This is a genomic window from Cryobacterium psychrophilum (assembly GCF_004365915.1).
GTDB lineage: Bacteria > Actinomycetota > Actinomycetes > Actinomycetales > Microbacteriaceae > Cryobacterium > Cryobacterium psychrophilum.
In genome coordinates this window covers 2,103,519-2,122,282 of sequence record NZ_SODI01000001.1, presented here as the reverse complement: position 1 = coordinate 2,122,282, position 18,764 = coordinate 2,103,519, and the positions used below count along the sequence as shown (strand labels likewise).

The window sequence follows — 18,764 nt, the reverse complement described above, 5'->3', positions numbered from 1 at the left end:
TCCGTGGGTTGCCACAATGCGCACATCTTGCCACAATGTCCAACACAGGAACACCCGTGCCGCACTCAGCACAAGGAGCAGCCGTGCCAGAATCCTTCGTCACCATCGATCCCGCAGCGACGATGCCCCCCTTCGAGCAAATTCGCGCACAGCTCAGGCAGGCCATACGAGCAGGCCGCATGACCCCCGGGGCGCGACTGCCCACGGTTCGTGCCCTGGCCACAAACCTCGGAGTCGCCACGAACACCGTCGCCCGCGCCTACCGGGAGCTGGAGCGAGACGATCTGATCGAGACTCGCGGTCGCATGGGGTCCTTCGTTGCGGCGAACGGCGATGCCGCGCACCGCCATGCCCAGGAGGCCGCGGCCGCTTACGCGGCCCGAGTCGACAATCTCGGGATAGCTCCCGATGAGGCGCTCATCCTCGTCACCCGATCCCTCGAGTCCCTCACCCGCGAACGCTCATAGTCCAGCCTGAACGGGCCCGTCGACCGCCTGGATCACGAAGGGCATGTCGCGACGGTACGACACCGCCAGGCGAGCGAGGCCCTCCTCGAGGCTGACCGACGGAGTCCACCGCAGGTCTGCCCGGGTGGCTCGCTGGTCGAACCAGTGTGCCGTCGAGAGCTGTTCCGCGAGAAACCGCGTCATCGGCGGCTCGTCCGTGCCGGGGCGCACCCGCCAGACCGCCTCAATGACGGACCCGGCCCCCCGCGCGAGCAGGGCGGGAACGCGCCAGGCCGGTGCGCTAACGCCCGCCGCCGCGCAGATTCCCGCGAGGAGTTCGGCCACCGGGCGCGGCTCGCCGTTGGTGATCACATACGAGCGACCGTGCACCTCTGGCGCCCGCTCCAGGGCCGCGGCAATCGCCGACGCCGCATTGTCGATGTACGTCGTGTCGATGAGTGCGGCGCCGTGTCCGAGCAACGGAAGCCTGCCCGAGCGGGCGCGATCCACGATCCGCTCAATGAGTTGCGTGTCGCCGGGGCCCCAGACAAGGTGGGGTCGCACGGCCACCACGGCGAGCGACGCCGAGTCGGCCTCGAGAGCGAGGAGTTCGGCCTGAGCCTTGGTGCGCGCGTACGCGCCGCGGGCGCGCCCAGGGTCTGCGGTCTCTGCACCGCTTCCCATGATCGACGCGCCGGCGTGCGCGACGGAGGGCGACGACACGTACACAAAACGCGAGGCTCCCGCATCCGCTGCCGCCGTGAGCAGCGCCCGCGTTCCGTCAACGTTCACCGCCTGAAATTCGGCGGGCTCCCCCGCAAGCGACACCTTGGCGGCAAGGTGAACCACGGCGTCCATGCCGGTCACGGCATGAACGATGTCCGGCTGCGCGGTGATCGAACCGAGGGACTCCTCTGCCCCCGCGACGCCGGAGGGGCGCCGCTGGAAGGTGCGCACGGAGTGGCCCGCCGCAATAATCTCGGCGGCCACGGCCCGGCCGAGAAAGCCGCTCGCTCCGGTGACGAGAACCTTCACGGCTGGGTCATCCGCCCACCGCCCAGGATGCCCGCGGCCCAGTGCGACAGCAGGGTGCGATCGATCTTGGAGTTGTGACGAATGTCGGTCGGCAGGTGCGGCACGACGAGGATGGCCGCAATCGGCACCATGACGGAGGCTCGCACCGCGGTGGCCAGCGACTCAGCGGCGAGGCCCGGGCGGCGCGCTCCCGGGGAGGTCTCGACGACGGCAACGAGCTGCTGCGTCCCCGGCTCGCCGACGCCCACGACGGCGGCACGCGACACTGTCGGCACCGATTCAATGCGTTGTTCCGGACCCACTGGGGTGACCACGCCGGCGATGGTGACAATAACGTGCGGCAGCCGGCCCTCCACCCACAGGCGCCCGGCGCCGTCGAGATGTCCCACGTCGCCGGTGCGGTGCCATCGACGTTCGTCGGCGGGCACCGCGCGACGGCTGGCCCGGTCGGCGAGCCAGAGACGGTCGTAATGGTCCTTCACGTGGGGCGCCGACACAACGATCTCGCCCGTCACGTTCGCCTCAGCGCCCGCCGCACCGGTGGCGTTTCCCTGGGCGTCGAGAGCGGAGATGCGGATGCTCACGGCCCCGGCCTCGATGCCAACGCAGACGCCACCCGGCCCCGCCGCAGCCAGCGCGTCGACCTCGGAGGCTGCACGTATTCCTTCGAGGGAAATATCAGCCATGAGCAGCCCCTCGGTCATGCCGTACGGGGTATGCGCGCTCGCCTCCGGCATGAGGCGTGCGGCGGCGGCGAGCAGGGGCTCCGATACGGGGGCGCCAGCGGAGAGGAAGGTGCGCACTCCGCGCAGGGCATCATGGTCGGCAGGGACCAGATCGTCGGCGGTCGCCACGACGTTGGCGAGCGCGGCCGGGGAGAGGAACACGACGGTGGCGTCGATGGCCCCAACGGCCGCGGCCACCGCGACGGCGGTGAGGGTCTTGGGCGAGGTCACGTCCATGTCCGGTGTCACCGATCGGGCGCCGAGCGCGGGTCCGAGCAGGGCGAAGGGCGCGAAACCGGCCACGAGTCCGGTTCCCACGCCAACGCCGTACTGCATGAAGAGTGCGTTGGCCACGGCCGAGAGCTGGCCGTGGGAGTAGACAACGCCCTTGGCCGGGCCGGTGGAACCGGAGGTGAAGAGCACAGCCGCGGTGTCGTCGGGGCCCGGCTCGTCGGGCAGGGCTTCGTCGGCACCGAGCTCGATCAGCTCGGCGAGGGTGTGCCGCACTCCGAGCGCGCGGGCCACGGCCGCAGGGAATCGTGCGGTGGCGATCTTCGTTCCCGGCCAACCGAGCGCGCGCGCGGCGGCGAGTCCCTGGACGGCCCCGATCACGAAGTCGGGACGGGCGCCGCGCACGGCGCGTGTCAGTCCGCGCAGGCCGAGTCCGGCATCCGCGACAACGACAATCGCGCCTATGCGCACGCAGGCATAGAGCACGGCGGTGAGGTCAGCACCGGGAGGGACCAGCAGGGAGACGCGGTCGCCGCGGCGCACGCCAATGCGGTCGAGCCCGGTCGCGATCCGGCGCACCTGACGGGAGAGCTGGCGCCAGGTGACGACGCGCGGGCTCGCTCCGGCGCCGGGAGCCATATCGACGAGGGCGGTTTCGTCGCTCGAGCGGAGTTCGTCGAGATAATGCCAGAGGGGGTTCACGGTCGTAGCGGCCCACGGGGAGGCGGGCACTGCGGGCTCGACCACGGACGATGTGGCTTCCGGTGCGTTCTCGGCGCCGTGCCCGCTCGGGGCCCCCGCGCCGTGCGCAGGAAGGTCACCGAGCCAGGTGAGCGCGGCGCCGGCATAGTCGGCGTCTTCGGCGAGCAGGTGACCGCAGCCCTCGAAGCGGTGCACGTCGGCGTGCGGCATCCGCCCGAGCAGATCGTCGAGGTATCGATCGCTGAAGATGGGGTCGCGGGGACCCCACAGCAGTAGCGCGGGCACCTCGAGCGCGAGCAACCCCGCAGCAATGCGATCGAGTTCCGGGGCACTTTCGTGCTGCGCGTCAACGGGAATGTCGGCGACGAAGGCGCCGATTCCGCCGCGACGGGCTTTGCCGCGGTACGGCGCCCGGTAGCCGGTCTTGACGCTGGCGTCGAGAGACGGATGCGCGAGAGCGAGCGTTGTCTCCAGGAAGGCGGGCGTGACCACGGTGGCCACGCCGAGAATACCCTTGCCGAGGGCCAGGCGCAGCGGAGCGGGAACGGAGTGTTGCTCCGGCTGGTGCACGGCGGTGTTGAGGAGCATGACTCCGGCAAGCTGCCCGGGGTGATCGAGGGCCCAGCCGAGGGAGATGGAGCCACCCCAGTCGTGCCCCAACGTGACGACCGGTCCCTCGATCGCGAGGGAGTCGGTGAGGTCAGCGAGATCCAGCACGCGCCGCGCGAGAGTCCGCGGCACACCCGTGCGTTCCGAGAAGCCCATGTCGAGTTGGTCAACGGCCACCACTCGCCAGGCCTCGGCACCGCGAGTGGCGGCATCCGTTGCCTGCGTCACGAGACGGCGCCACAGGTACGACCACGTGGGATTGCCGTGCACGCACAGAATTGTGCCCACGGGGGTGACGCCCAGCGCGGCCAGTTCGGGGCCGTTGTCGAGCACGTGCCAGGTTCGCACGGTGTCGATCCCATCGCTTTCGCGTACCGTGAGCAGCCGCGAGAACGCGGGATCGAGACCGGAGAGCCCGAGCGGAGGCAGCTCGGCCAACGCGGGGGTGGCTCCGGAGCGGGGAAGTCGGCGGTTCACCAGAGGATCTCCATCATGGCGGTGTTGAGACCCGAGCCCACGCCCATGAGCAGCACCCGGTTGCCGGGCTGGAGCCGTGAGGCCTCCTGGGCCAGGGTGATCGGGATCGATGCCGGGCCCACGTTACCGAGGGTCGGGTACGTCAGCGGCACCTTCGAGCGGTCGAGGCCGGTGGCCTTCACGAGCGCGTTCGTGTGCACGTCAGAGACCTGATGCACGATGTACCGGTCCATGTTCGCCCAGTTCCAGTCGCGGCGGGCGGCAGTCCAGGCCGACACCACCAGTTCCATGCCTCCCTTGAGCAGCGCCTTCGCGTCGGTGAACATGCCATCGACGCTGCCGACGCAGAGGTCGTTGAACTGCGTGGCGGCGCGCGTGACGCCGCCGAGGATGCGGTGACCACCGGGGTGGGCGTCGAGCGGCCCGAGCACGGCCGCCGCGGCACCGCTACCAAGCGTGAGGCTCGCGAACTCGCTCATGAAGTCCTTGCGATTGATGCCCTCGCGGCCGAGGCGTTCGATCGTGTTGACCTGGATCTCGTCGGCGTCCTCGCCGTCGATGACCACGGCGTACTTGATCTGCCCTGAGTCAATGAGTTGAGCCGCGAGCGTCATGCCGTTCACGAATCCGAGGCAGGCATTGGCAATGTCGAAGTTGATGGCGGAGGAGGGCAAGCCGAGCCCGTGGTGGATGCGCACGGCAACCGAGGGTTCGAGGTGCTTGCGCGTCACCGAGGTGTTGATCAGCAGACCCACCTGACCCGGCTCGATCCCCGCCTCGCGCAGCGCGCGCTTGCCGGCCGAAACGGCGGCATCGTCGAAGGTTTCGCCCTCCGCCCAGTTGCGTCGTTCCTGCACTCCGGCCACACGCTGCAGCAGGCCGCTCGGCAGCCGCAGGCGCCGCAGCACGGGCTGCAACTGGCTGTCGATTTCCTTTGAGGTCGTTATGCGGGTGGCAAGAGTGCTGACAACCGACAACAGGGCGACGTTGTGGTGCGTCGACGTTGCATTTCCATCCAACTGCTGTTCCCCTGTCGAGATATGAACGAAGCGAGCATCCGTCCGGAAAACCCGTCCAAAACCAGACGGGCTCCCGCGCCTACTTTACGCTGCCGCGCCTGAGCGCCCGACAAGAGCGCCGCCACAGCAAAAATCGCCGGGACCCACCGTATCGATGGGTCCCGGCGATCAAGCAGACCGGTCTTAGATCACGTCGTCCGAGATCGCGCTCGGGTTGCCGAAGCGGTGCGCAGTCAGGGAGATCGCCTGCTCGCGCAGGAACGGCAGCACCTCCACGCGACCGGCCTGGGTGACCGGGTGTGCGTACACGGCAACGTCGGGGCTTCCGCCCAGGGCATGGGCCAATGCGGATGCCGCCTCAGCCGCCCCATGAATCGGGTCAGACCCCACGAGACGCACGCGGGTTGTGGTGATTCCGCCTGCCGCCGCACGGGCGAGCCACTCATCGTCGCTTTCGACAATGACGGGGACCTCGCGCTGTTCGAGTACGGCGCGCACTCCGGCCGGAACCGACAAGGCGCTCGACACGGTGAAACGCGACCGGGACAGGGTCGCCGCCGCAATCACGCGCAGCAGGTTCGACAGGGTGCCGTCTTCGGTGAGCCGCACGGTCACGGGCAGCGAACGGTAGCGGAACACGTTGCGCTCCAGCTTGAGGTTCGAAGCGTCACGCACCACGTTGAACTCTTCGCGCCACGCGAGGGCGTCGCTCAGGCTCGAGCGGCGCAGAACGTCGAAGTCTGCGTAGTCAAGGAATGGCTGCGAGGCCTCGATGATTTCCGTCACGCGAGGCTCAAGTCCACGCAGGTGGAGCGTGGAACTGTTGCGCCCCGGGTTGCTGACCCAGCTGCCGAGTCCAAACAGGTAGTTCGGTCCGCCGGCCTTCGTGCCGGGGCCCACGGTAGAGCGCTTCCAGCCACCGAAGGGCTGGCGTTGCACGATGGCGCCCGTGATGCCACGGTTCACGTACAGGTTGCCCGCCTCGATCGTGTCGATCCACTCGGCCAGGTCGTCGGGGTCGAGCGAGTGCAGTCCGCTCGTGAGGCCGTAGTCCACGGCGTTCTGAAAACGAATCGCCTCTTCGAGCGTCTTCGCGTGCATGACGCCCAGCACCGGGCCGAAGAACTCGGTGAGGTGAAAGTACGAGCCGGGCGCGACACCGGTGCGAACTCCGGGGGTCCAGAGTCGGCCCTCTTCGTCAAGCTGGTGCGGCTCAACGAGCCAGCTTTCCTCGGCGCCCAGCGTGGTGAGGGCGTGGAGCAGCTTGTCTTCGGCGGGCTGGATGATCGGACCCATCGTGTTGACCGGGTCGCTCGGCATACCGACGCGCACGGAGCGCGCCGCATCGATGAGCTGGCGTTCGAAGCGCTCCGACTTGCCGACGGAGCCCACGAGGATCACGAGGCTCGCGGCAGAGCACTTCTGGCCGGCGTGGCCGAATGCGCTCTTCACCACGTCGGCAGCAGCCAGGTCGAGGTCGGCAGAGGGGGTCACGATGATGGCGTTCTTGCCACTCGTCTCGCCGAGGAGCGGCAGATCGTTGCGCATGGAGCGGAACAGCTGCGCGGTCTCGTAGCCACCCGTGAGGATCACTCGGTCGACGGAGGGGTGTGCAATGAGCGTCGAGCCGAGCGAGTGGTCCTTGAGGTCCACGAGGGCCAGCACCTCGCGTGGCACACCCGCTTCCCACAGCGCCTCGACCACGATCGCGCCGGAGCGCTGCGCGAGCGTGGCCGGCTTGGCGATCACGGCGGCGCCGCTGGCGAGGGCCGCGAGGATCCCGCCGGCCGCAATGGCCACGGGGAAGTTCCACGGCGAGGTCACCACGATGAGCTTCGAGGGCACGAAGGTGGCGCCCTGTACGTGGTCGAGGTCCTTGGCCCGCTCGGCATAATAGTGGGCGAAGTCAATGGCCTCGCTCACCTCCGGGTCACCCTCGGCGATGGTTTTGCCGGTCTCGGCCGCCATGACCTCAATCAGACGTTCACGGTTGGCTGCGAGGGCGAGGCCGGCGCGGTGCAGAACAGCGGCACGCTCGGCGCCGGTCTTCTGGCCCCACGCCACGCTCGCGGCGACGGTCGTCTCGATCACCTTGTTGAGGGTGGGCACGTCGTTGACGCGCGCACCGGCGATGGTGTCGAGCCCGAGGGTCGACGTCTCCACGCGACCCAGGATGCGGCGGGCCCAGGCGCGGTTCGCCGGCAGGGATGGGTCGGTGTCTGGCTCGTTGTGAAAAGCGGACTCGCCGGTGGAACCCCGGGTGAGGCCGAGCAACGCGGCCGTGAGGTTGCCATCGGCCTCGTCGTCAGCGGATGCGTCAGCATCCGCTTCGACGGTCGGCAGCGCTTCGAGCTGGGTCACCTCTGCGCGATTCTGGGTGCGGTTGGGGGTGGGAACGATGTCGTCGACGGCGTTCAGCGAGGCGAGGAAACGGGCCTTCTCACGCTCGAGCAGGGCCGGCGAGCTCGTGAGTTCGAACACGGCCGACATGAAGTTCTCCTGGCTCGCGTTCTCTTCGAGCCGGCGGATGAGATAGCTGATCGCCACGTCAAACTCGGACGGCTTCACGACGGGCGTGTAGAGGAGGAGTTGACCGACGTCCTTGCTCACGGCCGTGGCCTGGCCCGTGGCCATGCCGAGCAGCATTTCGAAGTCGACCTTGTCGTCGACGCCGCGCTGCTTGCTCAGCAGGTGCGCCCAGGCCACATCGAACAGGTTGTGGCCGGCGACGCCGATCTTCACGGCGTCGGTGTTCTGCGGGGTGAGTGCCCAGCTGAGCACCCGCTTGTAGTTGGTGTCGCTGTCCTGCTTGGTGGAGTAGGTGGCGAGGGGCCAGTCGTGCACGGCCGAGTCCACGTGCTCCATGGCCAGGTTGGCGCCCTTGACGAGGCGCACCTTGATGGGCGCGCCACCGGCGGCGCGGCGGGACTGCGCCCAGTGGGTGAGGCCCTGAAGCGCGTTGAGTGCGTCCGGGAGGTAGGCCTGGAGCACGATTCCGGCCTCAAGGTGCAGGAGCTGCGGCTGGTCGAGGATGCGTTCGAAGACCGCGATGGTCAGGTCGAGGTCGCGGTACTCCTCCATGTCGAGGTTGATGAACTTGGGGGTGCCGGCCGCGGCCGCGAACTCGAAGAGCGGGGTGAGTCGTTCGACGATGCGCGTGACGGATTCGTCGAAGGCCCACATCGACAGCTGGCTGGCGATGGACGACACCTTGATCGAGACGTAGTCCACGTCGTCGCGGGCGAGCAAATCCTTGGTGGACTCGAAGCGGCGCAGCGCCTCGTCCTCACCGAGAACGGCCTCGCCGAGCAGGTTGATGTTGAGTCGGTTGCCCGATTCCTTGAGGTGCGCGATCGCGGGGCCGAGCTTGTCGGGCGTGGCGTCAACGACGAGGTGGCCCACCATCTGGCGCAGCACCTTGCGTGCGGCGGGAATGACGACCCAGGGAAGCACGGGGCCGAGGATTCCACCGACGCCGATGGCACCGCGCATGTACCAGGGCAGGAAGGCCGGCGCCTTCTTGGCAACCTGCTGCAGGCTGTATCCGGCGACCATCTTGTCTTCGGGACGCATGACGTTGTCGACGAAGCCCACGGTGAAGTCGAGGCCGTTCGGGTCCTTCAGCACCCCGGCGAGACGCTCGGCGGCGGCGTCTTCCGGGATTGTCGCGCTCTCGTCGAGCCATTTCTGCACGAGAACTATAACCTCCGCGCTGAGGTCCTTGTCGACGCGGGGAATGAAGGGGTTCGTCATGGTCACTATTTTAGTCTCACGTTCACAGTAGGCGGCTCGGGATATTCCCAGTGTGCCCCAGCGTTGCCTCGGGTTTCGCACCAGAAAAGCGACTCTTTCTGACGGGTATTCATTAGAATTAATGATCAATGGCCCCGACCCCCTTGAGGAGAGCGAATGCTCGACGTACGGCGACTACGCTTGTTGCACGAATTAAGGATTCGCGGCACCCTCGCCGGGGTCGCCGAGGCCCTCTCCTACAGTCCCTCCGCCGTCTCGCAGCAACTGACCCTGCTTGAGAAGGAGGCCGGCGTCGAGCTGCTGCAGCGGGTGGGCCGGCGGGTGAAACTCACGCCGCAGGGCGAGATCCTGGCGGAACACACCGAGCACCTGCTCGACCGACTCGAGGCCGCCGAGGCCGACCTCATGGCCTCGCGCACCACGGTGTCCGGTACCGTGCGGGTCGCGGTTTTCCAGTCCGCCGCGCACGCCATCATCCCGCCGGCACTCACCATTCTGGGTGAGGAGTTTCCGGGGCTGAGGGTGGAGATCACCGAACGCGAACCCGAGGCCGGCCTGTTCGCGGTGTCGGCGCGCGACTTCGACCTCGTTCTCGCCGAACAATACCCCGGGCACACTCGCGCGCATCGCGCCGACCTCGATCGCATCAACCTGGCAACGGATGCGTTGCGACTCGCCGTGCCGCGCCCCCGGGACGGCCGCGCGGTCGTGAGCAGCCTCGAACACGCCACGATGCTCCCCTGGGTGATGGAACCCGCCGGAACCGCGAGCCGGCAGTGGGCCACGCAGCTGTGCCGCTCGGCCGGGTTTGAGCCCGATGTGCGCTTCGAGAGCGCGGACCTCATCGCCCACATCCACCTGATCGAATCAGGCAATGCCGTCGGGATCCTCCCCGACCTGGTGTGGGCAGGCCAGTCGCCCGCCGTGCACCTGCTTGAGCTGCCCGGATTGCCCCATCGAACGGTGTTCTCTGCGGCGCGACGGTCGAGCGCCGGGCGCCCTGGCGTGCTCGCGGTGCGCGACGCGCTCGCCCGCGCCGTGGCCCTCGTGGCGGCGCCCTCCCCTGGCTGAACCGAGCCCAGCTGAACCGTGCCCGACGCGATTAGGCTCTGGGCATGAGTGAATCCGGGTACGACGTGGTCATCGTTGGTGGCGGGCACAACGGACTGACCGCAGCCGCCTACCTCGCCCTCGCCGGCAAGTCCGTGCTGCTTCTGGAGCGTGAGCGCCAGGTCGGTGGCGCGGCAGTGTCGGCGGATGCCTTCCCCGGCGTCGACGCACAGCTCTCGCGCTACTCCTACCTGGTCAGCCTGCTGCCCCGGCGCATCATCGACGAGCTCGGTCTCGACGTGCGGTTCGCCCGACGCCGATATTCCTCCTACACACCCCATCCCGACAAGCCGGAAACCGGACTCCTCGTCGACCACGGCGATACCGCCGCCACGCGCGCCTCGTTCAACCGGGTGGCGCCGGCCGACTTCCCGGCCTGGACCGCGTTCTACACAGACACGGCGGTGCTCGCCCGGGCCCTCTTTCCCACGGTCTGCGAGCCTCTCCTCACCCGTTCGGAGGCCCGCCGACTCGTGGCCGATGACACGCTGTGGAACGCGTTCATCGAGCGCCCCCTCGGCGAGGTGATCACCGCACGTTTCGAGAGTGACCTCGTGCGCGGCATCGTGGCGACGGACGGCCTGATCGGCACGTTCGCCTCGCTCGACGACCCCGGCCTGCACGCCAATCGCTGCTTCTTGTACCACGTGATCGGCAACGAAACCGGCGACTGGGATGTACCGATCGGCGGCATGGGCGCCGTTTCGGGCGCACTCGCGAAGGCGGCCGCCCAGGCCGGCGCGCGCCTCGAAACCGAGGCGGAGGTCACCGGCATCACCCCGGCCGGCGAGGTGCGCTTCCGGCAGGGCGGGCAGGACCACACGGTGACCGGTGCGTTCGTGCTCAGTAATGTGGCGCCATGGGTTCTGGGCGGGCTCCTCCTCGAACCGCAGGAGAGCCTGGTCAGGCCGGTGGGCGCCCAGGTGAAGGTGAACCTGTTGCTGTCGCGGCTGCCGCGGCTGCGTGAGCCAGACATCTCCCCCGAGGCCGCATTCGGGGGGACGTTCCACATCAACGAGACCTACGGGCAGCTGGAGCGTGCCTTCACCGCGGCGCTCCAGGACCCTGCGCCCGGCGAGTCGGGCGGCCTGATCCCGTGCGAGGTCTACTGTCACTCGCTCACGGATCCGAGCATCCTGTCGCCCGAATTGCGCAACGCCGGCGTGCACACCCTCACCGTTTTCGGCCTGCACACTCCTCACCGCGATCGGGGAGAACGTGCGAACGCCGAGCTCCGCGACCACCTACAGGCCGCCGTGCTCCGGTCGCTCAACTCGGTGCTCGCCGAGCCGGTCGAAGACCTCCTCGTCGTGGATGCCGCAGGCCACCCCTGCATTGAAACCAAGACCACCCGAGATCTTGAGATCGCCCTCAACCTCCCCGGCGGAAACATTTTTCATGGGCCACTCGCCTGGCCCTTCATCGAAGACGACGCGCCGCGATCGACGCCGGCCGAACGGTGGGGTGTGCAAACGCCACATCCGCGCATCCTGCTGTGCGGCGCCGGAGCCAGGCGCGGCGGCGGGGTGAGCGGCATCGGCGGGCATAACGCGGCGATGGCTGTGCTTGAGTCCTAACCGGTGCGTCGTCATACTGGCGACGACGACAAAAGAGGTTTAGCCTGTGAAGGCAAACGAGTTTCACTCAGTACGGAGGAAACCATGACAGGGAAGCCCACCGGACGCCTCGCCTACCGCGAGGACGGACTGTATCTCATGATCGATCGGCTGTTCAAAGCCCCCATTGAAGACGTGTGGGCAAGCATGACCCGGCCGGCAGAGTTGGCCAAATGGATTGGGACCTACACGGGTTCGCCCACCACGGGTGCCGCCAAATTCCGCATGTCGGCGGAGCCGGAGGCGAATTGGCAATACGTGACGATACTGGAGTGCGCTGCGCCCCATCGTTTCTTCGGCGACTTTGGTGAGGGCGAAGACGCCTGGCGCGCCCTGTTCCACCTCGTGGAAGGCAACGGAATGACCACGGTCACGTTCGGCCAGCGACTGCGTAACGCGACGGATGCCGCCACCGTGGGACCGGGGTGGGACTACTACCTGGACCGGCTCGTTGCGTACCGCGCGGGGCGCCCGCTGCCCGAGTGGGACGCCTATTACCCGGCGCTGGCCATGTACTACAAGAACCTCGTCATTCCGACGCGCAGCGTCAGAGCGAGCGCGGGCTAGGTTCTGCCGACGCCTACTGCCAGATGCTCGGGGCGGGAGCGCGCGTGGCTGGCATGGCCACGTCGTCGCTCCACTCCAGCAGCCACTCAGGCACAGTGACGTTTGAGGGGGCGATTCCCACGGCGTCCTGGAGTTCGTCAATCGTGACGACCCCGCCGGTTCGCTTCAGGAAACGCCCACGGATGAACCCATGGGCGTAGATCTCGGGCGCCCCCGTGGCGTCGGGGCGCACGAATCGCTGCTCCACATAAACAGCCTTCGCATCAAAGCCGAGGATGCGCGACTCAACCGTGAAACGCTCTCCCACGGTGAGTGACTTGCGAAAGCTGATGGTCTCCGACACGACCACGGGGTACCAACCGCGTTCCACGAAAATCTTCCACACGCCCGTGCGGTGCAGCATGTCGAAGCGGGCAACGTCCATGATCGACAGGTAGACGCCGTTGTTCATGTGCCGCAGGATGTCGAGGTCGGTCGGCGATGTCACGAAACGAGTGCGGGCCACGTCGTAGTGGCCGATCCTCGGGCCGAAGCGCGATAGCAGGGAGTGCAGGAGCGTACGGAAGAACATATGCATGCTGTGATGCTATCGGCACAGACCGTCGGTCGATGCGCACGCAACCGCGCACCGGGCCACTCGGCTGGCAGCGGAACCGCCTGCGGCGGCGCGCCGACATACCCGGAAAGGGGCGGATGACGTCGTTCGCTGCCGCCTGCTGCATGATGTGGGGCGTGCTGCCGAGCGCGCAGGTTGTCCCCGCGAGCGTTGGCTTCGGCACCAGGGGTCAGGCGAGCACGACCGGGCGCGGGGCGACGCGACGCACAAAGTCGCCCAACCGCCGATATACCTCTTGCGACTCCGGATGCCTGGACTCCTGTTGCCACGTGTGTCGCGTGTTCACGCGGTTCCTGGCGTAGATCAGGGTGTCGACAAGGACCGACCTCTTGCGCAGCGCCGCAATGAAATTGAGGTTTGCGCGATAGAAATAGTCCCGCTCGGAGGTTGTGATGAACACCGGCGGAAACCCGCTGTCGAGCCACTCGATCGGCGACATGAACCGGGCGGCGCTGCGAAGGTGAAGCCCGCGGCCCCGCGCGGGCAGCAGTATCCGCAGAAAATTGAGGCTCAACACAAAGCCACGCTCGAACATGACCGAGAAATCGGCGATGCTGCAGTGCTGCACCAGGCCGAGCAGGTTGCTGCGGTCGACCCGGGGGCTGATGTTGTAGTGGGCGGCGAGTTCGGGCTCGAAGGCGGATGCGGTGAGGAGCGCGGCGATGTGGCCGCCCGCGGAGTCACCGCCGAGCACGATACGGGAGGGATCCCCGCCGAATTCGCTGATGTTGCGCGCGACCCAGTCGAGCACGTCATTACCGTCGCTCATCATGTGGGAGAGCTGAAAACGCGTGGCCATGCGGTAGTTCGCGTTGACGACGATCATGCCCTCTTCGGCCTGGCTGGCGCAGTATTTGGTGAGCGACGATTTGTCACCGGAGGTCCAGCCCCCGCCGTGAAAATACACGTACACGGGCAGGGATTCCGGCGCGCCTCGCGGCACGAGCACATCGAGGCGGTGGTCGCGCACCCCGTCACCGACGTAGTCGATGTCGAGGTTGTATTCCACGGTAGCGATGGATTTGGCCCTCACCCGGGTGGCATCGTTCACGGGAAGGCGCAGCATCAGAGCCCGCCACACCCAGACCGGAACCCGGGAGAGACCGGTTTCTTTGGGAGAATTACGGGACTTTCGCACTGAGTGAGTATAACTCGGGTTCGTGTGGGGGTGCTGGGAAGCGCCCCCACACAACCTGTTAACCCCCAAGTCGGGGGACGAACGGTTCCCTGCTCGGCCGAGGCCCGGCCAAACGGCCACCTATTAGGTGGCCGCGCCGCCCGCGACGCCCGTTGCCTCGAGCACCGCCCGGCCCAGGGTGTGAAAGTGTGCGTTGAATCCGAGCACGGCGGGCGTCGCCTCCGGATCGAGTTGAAGCGATTCCACATCGAGGGCGTGCACGATGAACTGGTAACGATGCGTGCCGGTTCCCGGAGGCGGCCCGGCGCCCTGGAACGAACGCTGCCGGGTCTCATTGGGCAGCGTTCGCGCCTCGGGCGGCAGGAGCGGGCTCGCCTCGGCCCCCGCGCCGGCGGCGAGTGAGATGACAGATGCCGGCAGGTTGTAGACCGCCCAATGCCAGAAACCACTGCCCGTTGGGGCATCCGGGTCGTACATCGTCACGGCGAAACTTTTTGTCCCCGACGGGAACCCGGTCCAGGAGAGTTCCGGCGAGCGGTCCTCACCGCCGGAGCCCGCTGCGTATTGCGCGGCCTGCAGCGGCGCGCCATCCGTCATATCGGTGCTCGTGAGCGTGAACTGCGCAACCTCGCCGAATCGAGCGAGCGGGTCAAAAGTCATGTGGCCTCCAAGTGTTGCGGGAAGCCTACGACGTCGCCCTCCTCGTCCGCCAGTAACCGGCAGCTAAAATAGAGGGTGGCCATTCCGAAGATCCTTCTCTATTACGTCTTCACTCCGCTCGCCGACCCCGACGCCGTGCGCCTGTGGCAGCGCGACCTGTGCGAGGCGCTCGGCCTGCGCGGCCGCATTATCGTGTCGAAAGACGGCCTCAACGGCACCCTCGGCGGCGACCTGCCCGCCCTCAAACGCTACATTCGCAAGACGCGAGACTACCCCGCGTTCAAGCTCATCGACTTCAAATGGAGCGAGGGAACCGCTCTCGACGAGTCCGGACGCAGCCTCGACTTTCCGCGGCTCGTCGTGAAGGCGCGCGATGAGATTGTGAGCTTCGGCGCCCCCGGCGAGCTGACAGTGGATGCTGGCGGCGTGGTTGGCGGCGGAACCAGGCTCGACCCCGCCGCCCTGCACGAGCTCGTGGCGGAGCGCGGCGACGACGTCGTCTTCTTCGACGGCCGCAACGCGTTCGAGGCCGAGATTGGTCGCTTCCGCAATGCCGTCGTGCCGGACGTCGCAAACACCCGGGAGTTCGTGGCGGAGCTCGACAGCGGCAAGTACGACCACCTCAAGGGCCAACCGGTCGTGACCTACTGCACGGGCGGCATCCGGTGTGAGGTGTTGAGCGGCCTGATGAAGTCACGCGGGTTTGGCGAGGTGTACCAGCTGGAGGGCGGAATCGCCCGCTACGGCGAGGCCTTCGGCGACGACGGCCTGTGGAACGGCTCGCTCTACGTGTTCGACCAGCGCATGTCGATCGAGTTCAGCGACCACGCCGCTGTTCTCGGACACTGCCGCGAGTGTGGCGAGCCGACGCACCACATGCTCAACTGCCGGGACGTTTCGTGCCGCGAGCAACTCGTGGTCTGCGAAGCCTGCGCTGCCGTCGCCGCTCCTGCCTGCGCGCTGCACGCGTAACCAGAGGCGCTCACGCGTGTGATTGGATTCAGGGGTGACCTACAACGCACTGGCTGTTCGCTCCCACTTCCCCTCCCTCAACGAGGGCCTGGCCCACTTCGACGGGCCGGGCGGAACGCAGACTCCGCGCCAGGTGGGGGCAGCGATCGCACTCGCACTCACACGGCCGCTCTCCAACCGCGGCACGCGCAGCCTGCCCGAACGCAATGCCGATGACGCCGTCACCGGTTTCCGGCTGGCCTGCGCCGACCTGCTCGGCGCCGACCCGCTCGGCATCGTCTACGGTCGTAGCGCCACAGCCCTGACCTACGACTTCTCCCGCCACCTGGCGAAGGACTGGGGTCCCGGCGACGAGGTCGTGGTGACCCGACTTGATCACGACGCCAACATTCGCCCGTGGATCCAGGCCGCCGAGCACGTCGGCGCCACCGTGCGCTGGGTCGATTTTGACCCGGCCACCGGTGAGCTGTCCGCCGAGATGGTCGCCGCGGCCATCACCCCGAACACCCGGCTGGTGGCCGTGACCGCCGCAAGCAACCTCATCGGCACCCGTCCACCGATCACCGAGATCGCCGCCCTGGCGCACGCGGTGGGCGCGCTGCTCTGGGTCGATGGCGTGCACTACACCGCGCACACGAGCGTCGATGTGCACGCCCTCGGCGCGGATTTCTTCGTGTGTTCCCCTTACAAGTTCCTCGGCCCCCACTGCGGCGTTCTCGCCGCCGACCCCGCGCTCCTCGACACCATTCACCCCGACAAACTTCTGGCGTCGACGGATGCCGTACCCGAGCGTTTCGAGTTCGGAACGCTGCCATACGAAACGATGGCCGGGGTCACGGCAGCGATCGACTTTCTCGCCGCCCTCGTTCCCGGCGACGCGGCGGCCGGCACGGCCTCCCGCCGCGCGCAGCTCGTGCATTCGTTCGCGGCCCTCGAACAGCACGAGGCCACCCTGCTCGCGCGGCTGGAATCCGGCCTCGCAGACCTGCCGGGGGTCACCATCCGCTCTCTCGCCGCCGACCGCACACCCACGCTGTTGCTCACCTTCGCGGGGCACTCTGCGGCCGACGCCTCCCAGTTTCTGTCCGAGCGCAGGGTTCTCGCGCCCGCTGGTTCGTTCTATGCGCTCGAAGCGAGCCGTCACCTCGGCCTGGGCGACGAGGGCGGTCTGCGCATCGGCCTCGCCCCGTACACGAACGCCGGCGAGGTGGAGCGTTTGCTCGTGGGCCTCGAAGACTTTCTTCTGCCGGCATAACCCCTGATCGGCGCACAAAAGAGACCAGGAGACCGAGAGGCGTAATAGGCTGATGCCACCGACGGAGGGACCAGCATGCCAACCGGAGAAGTCATCACATTCAGCAATGTCACCAAAACATTCGGCGCCGCCAGGGCGGTCAGCAACCTGTCATTCACAGTTGAGCCGGGTCGCGTCACCGGGTTCCTCGGACCCAACGGTTCGGGCAAGACCACGAGCCTGCGCATGTTGCTCGGCCTCGTCACGCCGGACAGCGGAACCGCGACCTTCAATGGTGTGCCCTATCGCGACCTGCCGCATCCGCTGAGCACCGTGGGCGCCGCACTGGAGGCGGCAAGCTTTCACCCCGGACGCACAGCTCGCAACCACCTCCGCGTCTACGCGATCGCGACGGGCCTCCCCCGCACCCGGGTCATGGAGGTACTCACGCTCGTGGGCCTCGGCGAGCACGCCACCCAGCGCGTGGGCGGTTACTCGCTCGGCATGCGGCAGCGCCTCGGCCTCGCCTACGCGCTGCTCGGCAACCCGGGCGTGCTCGTACTCGACGAGCCGATCAACGGCCTCGATCCAGAGGGCATCAAGTGGATCCGCGGTTTCCTGCGCCACATGGCTGCCGAGGGGCGCACGGTTCTCGTGAGCTCCCACCTGCTTTCTGAGGTGCAGCAGAGCGTCGACGACCTGGTGATCATCGCCCGCGGCGAGCTCGTGCACCTCGGCCCGCTGTCGAGCCTTGAGACGAACACCGCGCCGCAAGTGGTCGTGGATTCCCCCGATCGCGAGGCGCTCGCCTCCGCCCTCACTGCAGCGGGCATCACTTTTGCGCCCGGTCGTAGCGGCCTGCTCGCCGCAGCGACCGACCCGGGGCACGTGGGCCATATCGCGTTCACCGCCGGCGTGGAACTGAGCGTGCTGCATCGGCAGAAGGCCGGCCTCGAAGAGGCGTTTCTCGCACTCGTGGGCGGGGAACGATCGCTGTGAGCACACTGTTGCGCGGCGTCAGTGCCGAGTTCGCCAAGATCCTCACCACGCGCATGTGGTGGATCCTTCTTCTCGTGCTTTTCGGCTACATCGCCATGCTGGCGGTCGGGCTTGCGGCACTTTTCGGCGGCATCTCCAGCGGTGCCATCCCGGCTGATGTGGCCAACACCAGCGGCATGGGCGTGCCCGGCCTCACAGCCCTGCCGACGCTCGTTTACGGCCTCGGCGCTGCCGTCGGCTACGTGTTCCCCATTCTCATCGGCACCCTCGCCACGACCAGCGAGGTGCGCCACCAGACGCTCACCCCCACGTTCCTTGCGAATCCCCGCCGGGGCAGCGTGCTCGCCGCGAAGGCGATCGCACTGTTCGTGATGGGTGTGGGCTACGGAGTTGTCGCTGTTCTCGCATCCGTTGGCACCGGGGCGCTCACCCTGGCAGCGTTCGGCGTTGATACCCAGCTCGGCGAGGCCGACACGTGGGCACTTGTGGGGCGGCTCGTGCTGGCGATGGCACTGTGGGCGATCGTCGGTGTGGGACTTGGCGTACTCGTGCCCAGCCAGGTGGCCGCCATCGTGATCGTGCTCGCCTTCACACAGTTCGTTGAGCCGCTGCTGCGGCTGGCCACGTCGTTCATCGATTGGACCGCGACCGTGGGCCAGTTTCTGCCTGGCGCGGCATCCGACGCCCTCGTGGGTTCGAGTTTCTACTCGATGATGAGCCCGACCGGTTCGGTCGTCATGCTCGACTGGTGGCAGGGCGGCCTCGTGCTGCTCGCGTACGCCATCGCCTTCACCGTCGTCGGCTACTTCGTCAGCTGGAAGCGCGACGTCACCTAGCGCCCCGGGGCCACGGCTC

15 protein-coding genes are annotated in these 18,764 nt (G+C 67.7%); 8 read left to right on the top strand and 7 right to left on the bottom strand.

The features are described 5' to 3' along the window. The first annotated feature begins 83 nt into the window (after nt 1-83). The gene (locus EDD25_RS09925; RefSeq protein WP_338419629.1) at nt 84-467 is read left to right on the top strand and encodes a GntR family transcriptional regulator; all 384 of its coding nucleotides are present in this window, start codon (nt 84-86) and stop codon (nt 465-467) included. Here EDD25_RS09925 and EDD25_RS09920 read toward each other — a convergent pair. The 4 genes from EDD25_RS09920 to EDD25_RS09905 all read right to left on the bottom strand — a co-directional run bounded on the left by EDD25_RS09920 (nt 462) and on the right by EDD25_RS09905 (nt 8,997). Beyond that, nucleotides 462-1,481, bottom strand: a complete 1,020-nt coding sequence (locus EDD25_RS09920; protein WP_134173129.1) for an NAD-dependent epimerase/dehydratase family protein — start codon at nt 1,479-1,481, stop codon at nt 462-464. The two genes, EDD25_RS09925 and EDD25_RS09920, sit on opposite strands and share 6 nt — an antisense overlap. Continuing rightward, entirely contained in the window at nt 1,478-4,225 is a 2,748-nt protein-coding gene (locus EDD25_RS09915) for an alpha/beta fold hydrolase (protein ID WP_134173128.1), read from the bottom strand. Before EDD25_RS09915 ends, EDD25_RS09920 begins: the two co-directional genes overlap by 4 nt. Continuing rightward, on the bottom strand, nt 4,222-5,244 hold the full coding sequence (locus tag EDD25_RS09910) for a 3-oxoacyl-ACP synthase III (protein ID WP_134173127.1): 1,023 nt from the start codon (nt 5,242-5,244) through the stop codon (nt 4,222-4,224). Before EDD25_RS09910 ends, EDD25_RS09915 begins: the two co-directional genes overlap by 4 nt. Before the next feature lie 183 nt (nt 5,245-5,427). Next, nucleotides 5,428-8,997 (bottom strand): proline dehydrogenase family protein, encoded by a 3,570-nt coding sequence (locus EDD25_RS09905; RefSeq protein WP_134173126.1) that lies wholly within the window; start codon nt 8,995-8,997, stop codon nt 5,428-5,430. A gap of 156 nt (nt 8,998-9,153) precedes the next feature. On the opposite strand from EDD25_RS09905, the gene EDD25_RS09900 reads away from it, so the two are divergent. The 3 genes from EDD25_RS09900 (at nt 9,154) to EDD25_RS09890 (ending at nt 12,290) form a co-directional block, all read left to right on the top strand. After that, nucleotides 9,154-10,068, top strand: a complete 915-nt coding sequence (locus EDD25_RS09900) for a LysR family transcriptional regulator (protein ID WP_134173125.1) — start codon at nt 9,154-9,156, stop codon at nt 10,066-10,068. A gap of 44 nt (nt 10,069-10,112) precedes the next feature. Beyond that, the gene (locus EDD25_RS09895) at nt 10,113-11,684 is read left to right on the top strand and encodes a phytoene desaturase family protein (RefSeq protein WP_134173124.1); all 1,572 of its coding nucleotides are present in this window, start codon (nt 10,113-10,115) and stop codon (nt 11,682-11,684) included. Between the two features lie 84 nt (nt 11,685-11,768). After that, nucleotides 11,769-12,290, top strand: a complete 522-nt coding sequence (locus EDD25_RS09890) for an SRPBCC domain-containing protein (RefSeq protein WP_134173123.1) — start codon at nt 11,769-11,771, stop codon at nt 12,288-12,290. A gap of 13 nt (nt 12,291-12,303) precedes the next feature. Here the strand turns inward: EDD25_RS09890 and EDD25_RS09885 are convergent, their stop codons facing one another. The 3 genes from EDD25_RS09885 to EDD25_RS09875 form a co-directional block, all read right to left on the bottom strand. After that, nucleotides 12,304-12,867, bottom strand: a complete 564-nt coding sequence (locus tag EDD25_RS09885; protein WP_134173122.1) for a thioesterase family protein — start codon at nt 12,865-12,867, stop codon at nt 12,304-12,306. 208 nt (nt 12,868-13,075) lie between these two features. Further along, complete coding sequence (locus EDD25_RS09880) at nt 13,076-14,044, bottom strand: alpha/beta hydrolase (protein ID WP_241986451.1); 969 nt, start codon at nt 14,042-14,044, stop codon at nt 13,076-13,078. A 123-nt stretch (nt 14,045-14,167) separates the two neighbouring features. Beyond that, entirely contained in the window at nt 14,168-14,704 is a 537-nt protein-coding gene (locus EDD25_RS09875) for a YbhB/YbcL family Raf kinase inhibitor-like protein (RefSeq protein WP_134173121.1), read from the bottom strand. Nucleotides 14,705-14,779: 75 nt separating this feature from the next. Here EDD25_RS09875 and trhO point away from each other — a divergent pair, with 75 nt between their 5' ends. The 4 genes from trhO to EDD25_RS09855 all read left to right on the top strand — a co-directional run bounded on the left by trhO (nt 14,780) and on the right by EDD25_RS09855 (nt 18,745). Next, entirely contained in the window at nt 14,780-15,676 is an 897-nt protein-coding gene (gene trhO / locus EDD25_RS09870) for an oxygen-dependent tRNA uridine(34) hydroxylase TrhO (RefSeq protein ID WP_134173120.1), read from the top strand. Nucleotides 15,677-15,710: 34 nt separating this feature from the next. Further along, entirely contained in the window at nt 15,711-16,931 is a 1,221-nt protein-coding gene (locus EDD25_RS09865; protein WP_134173119.1) for a cysteine desulfurase-like protein, read from the top strand. A 75-nt stretch (nt 16,932-17,006) separates the two neighbouring features. After that, nucleotides 17,007-17,909: an ABC transporter ATP-binding protein gene (locus EDD25_RS09860; RefSeq protein WP_134173118.1), complete on the top strand. Its 903-nt coding sequence runs from the start codon at nt 17,007-17,009 to the stop codon at nt 17,907-17,909. Beyond that, nucleotides 17,906-18,745, top strand: coding sequence for an ABC transporter permease (locus EDD25_RS09855; protein WP_241986450.1), 840 nt, complete (start codon nt 17,906-17,908; stop codon nt 18,743-18,745). The genes EDD25_RS09860 and EDD25_RS09855 overlap by 4 nt, the downstream gene beginning before the upstream one ends. The last annotated feature ends 19 nt before the right edge of the window (nt 18,746-18,764 follow it).

What these genes read in the sequence shown, in the direction of transcription:
- EDD25_RS09905 (WP_134173126.1), bottom strand. Translation starts at nt 8,997, where the DNA reads ATGACGAACCCCTTCATTCCCCGCGTCGACAAGGACCTCAGCGCGGAG.
- EDD25_RS09900 (WP_134173125.1), top strand. Translation starts at nt 9,154, where the DNA reads ATGCTCGACGTACGGCGACTACGCTTGTTGCACGAATTAAGGATTCGC.
- EDD25_RS09895 (WP_134173124.1), top strand. Translation starts at nt 10,113, where the DNA reads ATGAGTGAATCCGGGTACGACGTGGTCATCGTTGGTGGCGGGCACAAC.
- EDD25_RS09890 (WP_134173123.1), top strand. Translation starts at nt 11,769, where the DNA reads ATGACAGGGAAGCCCACCGGACGCCTCGCCTACCGCGAGGACGGACTG.
- EDD25_RS09885 (WP_134173122.1), bottom strand. Translation starts at nt 12,867, where the DNA reads ATGCATATGTTCTTCCGTACGCTCCTGCACTCCCTGCTATCGCGCTTC.
- EDD25_RS09875 (WP_134173121.1), bottom strand. Translation starts at nt 14,704, where the DNA reads ATGACTTTTGACCCGCTCGCTCGATTCGGCGAGGTTGCGCAGTTCACG.
- EDD25_RS09860 (WP_134173118.1), top strand. Translation starts at nt 17,007, where the DNA reads ATGCCAACCGGAGAAGTCATCACATTCAGCAATGTCACCAAAACATTC.